We start from the raw sequence: 3,160 nt of genomic DNA, 5'->3' as shown, positions 1-3,160 counted from the left end.
AAGGAGGCCACAATCTCGCGGAACATGTGGTGGGCGCGCTCCGGCGTCCAGACGGCACCTGCCGCCTCCCAACCTTCGTAGTTTGTCCAGTCGCTCAGGAAAGGCTGATAGAAGGCGGTGGTGTATCTGTCCTGCGTGTGCTGGATGCCGAAGAAATGCCCCGCATTACCGACGGATTTGATCGCATCGATCGCGATCTCATCCGGCCCCGTCGCGCAGATCTCGGGCTGCATGTATCGCTGGATCTGCTGCAGGATCTCGCAATCCATGATGAATTTCTCGGGGCTTGCGATCAACCCGCCCTCCAGCCAGCCGGCCGCGTGATAGACCATGTTGCTGCCCGATTGCACCGCCGCCCAGAGACTGTTGGAGGTTTCCCAGATCGCCTGCCCGTCCGGCACATTGGCGGCACAAACCCCAGAGGAGCGCATGGGCAGCCCGTAGTAGCGACAGAGCTGTCCTGTCATCTGCGTGGCGCGCATGTACTCCGGCGTGCCGAAGGCGGGCGCGCCGGTCTTCATGTCCACGTTGGAGGTGAACGTGCCGATGGCGCAGGGCGCACCGGGGCGGATGATCTGCGCCAGCACCACCGCGCAAAGCGCCTCGGCCAGCGATTGCGCCACCGCACCCGCCATGGTCACCGGGGCCATGGCCCCCGCCAGCGTGAAGGGGGTTACCACCAGCCCCTGCCCCCGCCGCGCAAGACGCATCCAGCCGTCGAGCATGGGCACATCGTGCTTCAGCGGCGAAGTCGAATTGATGTTGGTGTACATCCGCGGGGAGGCATCGAATTCCTCATGGCTCAATCCGCTGGCGATCCGCACCATTTCCATCACGTCCTCGACGCGTTCCTTGCCAAGGCTGTAGGCATGCATCGCCTTGTCGGTGAGCGTCAGCTTGTCATAGAGCACATCGAGATGGCGGACGCTGGCGTGGATATCCACCGGCTCCACCGGATAGCCGCCGGCGAAATGGATGCAGTTGAAATACTGCGTCAGCTTCAGCAGGTCCCGGCATTGCGCCCGTGTGCCGGGGGTCTTGCGCCCCAGCGACAGATCCCAATAGTTCGGCGGGGAAGAAACGTTGCCGAACAGCAGGTTACGCCCCCCGATCGTAATGGTGCGGTCCGGGTTGCGCGGCGTGATGGTGAAGGTGGACGGCGCCTTGGCGATCCATTCCATCACGAAGTCGCGCCCCATGAAAACCACTTCGCCATTGGTCTTGCAGCCCGCCTTGCGCAGGATGTCGAGCGCCTCATGATTCAGAAATGCGATGCCGATTTCTTCAAGGATGCGCATGGCGCCGTCGTGGATCGCTTCCACCCCCTCGGGGGTAAGCGGTTCGGTGGGCGCGTCGCAATTGACGGGCGGTGCCCAGGGCATCTGTTCGATCACCGCCGTACCCCGCCGCGTCCGGGCCCCTGCGCGCCCGCCATGGCGGCTTCTGCGGTTCATGGTCTCGGCCATTGATCGTCCTCCTGCGCTGTACCTGCAGAAGGCCCGATGCGTTTGGGCGCATCCTTTCCGTTCGCGACGGTCCGTGTCGCTTTAGGGCATCATGCGGCACCGATCCGGCGTCACGCGGGCGCCAGACCGTCGAGCCACGCCGGGATATGCCCGATATCCGGCAGCACCGCATCGGCGTCAGGGGCCAGATCTTCGCGCTCCGCCAAACCTGTCAGCACGCCCAGGGTCCGCATCCCCGCCGCCTTGCCGGCATGCAGGTCGTGCAGGCTGTCACCCACCATGACGACTTCGGCAGGCTCCAGCCCCATGGCGGCGCAAAAGGCGCGCAGCTGCCCCGGTTCGGGCTTTCCGCCATGGCCACTGTCGAACCCGGCGACGAAATCGAACAGGTCGGTGACATTCGCCCGCTCCAGATGCAGCCGCGCGGGCGCTTCGGCGTCATTGGTCGCCAGCCCCAGCCGAAGCCCCCGGTCGCGCAATGCCTGCAGAAAGGCGCGCAGAGGCACGGCCTCCTGCTGGGGGGCCTGCGCGGCCTCGTCGTTCAGCATGGCGAGCAGGGCATCGGGCGCCGTGTCGGGGAAATGAGGGGCGAGCGCTGTTGCGACCTCACCCGGGGTGCCGGCGATGACAATGCTGTCGCGGGCGAAGCGGCGCGCCGCGAAATCAAAGCCGATCTGCGCGCCGACCTGCTGTGCGCGCGCGGCGTCGCCCTCTGCCGCGCGCAGCAGAAAGGCCACCGCCCAGGCTTCCCAGGTCGCTGCAAAATCGAAAAGCGTGCCGTCCTTGTCGAACACGATTCCCCGAACCGCGGGGGCGGCCTGTGCGCCGCTCATGTCCAGTTCATCTGCATGCCGCCCGGCAGCGCCGCCCGCGCCATCATCGGGTGTTCATACGGCAGGGCCGATGCATCGCAGAACGCCATGACCCATGCGTCATCCATCATCAGGAAATCGAGTACCGAGGCGAGGAACTCCGGCTGCGCCGCCTGCGCCCGAAGCGAGGATTCGTCCACGCCCGTGGCCCCAAGGAAGACCGGCAGCAGATCGTCATTGGCGGCGAGCCATCCCAGCGCGCGCAGCGCCAGCGTCTCCGCCGTCTCGGGTGTATATGTCATCAAACCTTCCAATTTACGCAGTTTCCGCAACGCTTTGTTAACCTTTCCGGGCAACATTTCTCCAACCTCGAACCTGTGCGGAATGGAGACTGTCGTGCAAGGCAAGATTCTCGTTCTGGATGCGATTGCGACAAACCGTATCATCCTGAAGGTCAAGCTGACAGACGCCTATTACGAGGTCGTACAGGCAGACAGCATTTCCGCCGGGATAAGGCTCGCCCGCAGCTTGACCTTCGACCTCGTGATCACCGCGCTCAGCCTGCCGGACGGCACGGCGGAACGTTTGTGCCGCAAGCTTCATGCCGCACCCGGTTGCGAACATCTTCCCGTCATCGCCATGGGGTCCGGGGCCGATCCGGAAAGGCGGCTCGCCATCCTCAGGGCGGGGGCGCAGATGCTGGCGAAACCGGTGTGCGACACGCTTCTGCTGAGCCAGGTGCGCAGCACGATCCGCATCCACAACGCCGCCGCCGAATGGCGGATGCGCGACGATACATCGCGCGCCCTGGGCATGGCCGAACCCGCCCCCATCTTCGAACGCGCGGGCCGTGCCACGCTGGTGGCCCCCAACCCGGTCGAG

At 65.2% G+C, this 3,160-nt stretch carries 4 protein-coding genes; 1 reads left to right on the top strand and 3 read right to left on the bottom strand.

What is annotated here, in order from left to right:
- From A3728_RS07485 to A3728_RS07475, 3 genes are all read right to left on the bottom strand, one after another.
- Positions 1 to 1,466: trimethylamine methyltransferase family protein (locus A3728_RS07485; RefSeq protein WP_067921679.1), on the bottom strand; the 1,466-nt coding region annotated here is incomplete at its 3' end.
- Positions 1,467 to 1,576: 110 nt separating this feature from the next.
- Positions 1,577 to 2,299, bottom strand: a complete 723-nt coding sequence (locus A3728_RS07480) for an HAD family hydrolase (protein WP_067921676.1) — start codon at positions 2,297 to 2,299, stop codon at positions 1,577 to 1,579.
- A complete protein-coding gene (locus A3728_RS07475; RefSeq protein ID WP_067921682.1) occupies positions 2,296 to 2,580 on the bottom strand; it encodes a DUF3572 domain-containing protein in 285 nt (94 codons plus the stop codon). The genes A3728_RS07480 and A3728_RS07475 overlap by 4 nt, the downstream gene beginning before the upstream one ends.
- Positions 2,581 to 2,674: 94 nt before the next feature.
- On the opposite strand from A3728_RS07475, the gene A3728_RS07470 reads away from it, so the two are divergent.
- Positions 2,675 to 3,160 (top strand): response regulator (locus A3728_RS07470; RefSeq protein WP_161489582.1); only part of this gene is annotated, 486 nt, incomplete at its 3' end.

Source organism: Sulfitobacter sp. HI0040 (assembly GCF_001634885.1).
In the GTDB taxonomy this organism is placed as follows: domain Bacteria; phylum Pseudomonadota; class Alphaproteobacteria; order Rhodobacterales; family Rhodobacteraceae; genus Sulfitobacter.
Note: the sequence above shows the minus strand (reverse complement) of the source record. Positions and strands in the feature narration are given on the sequence as shown.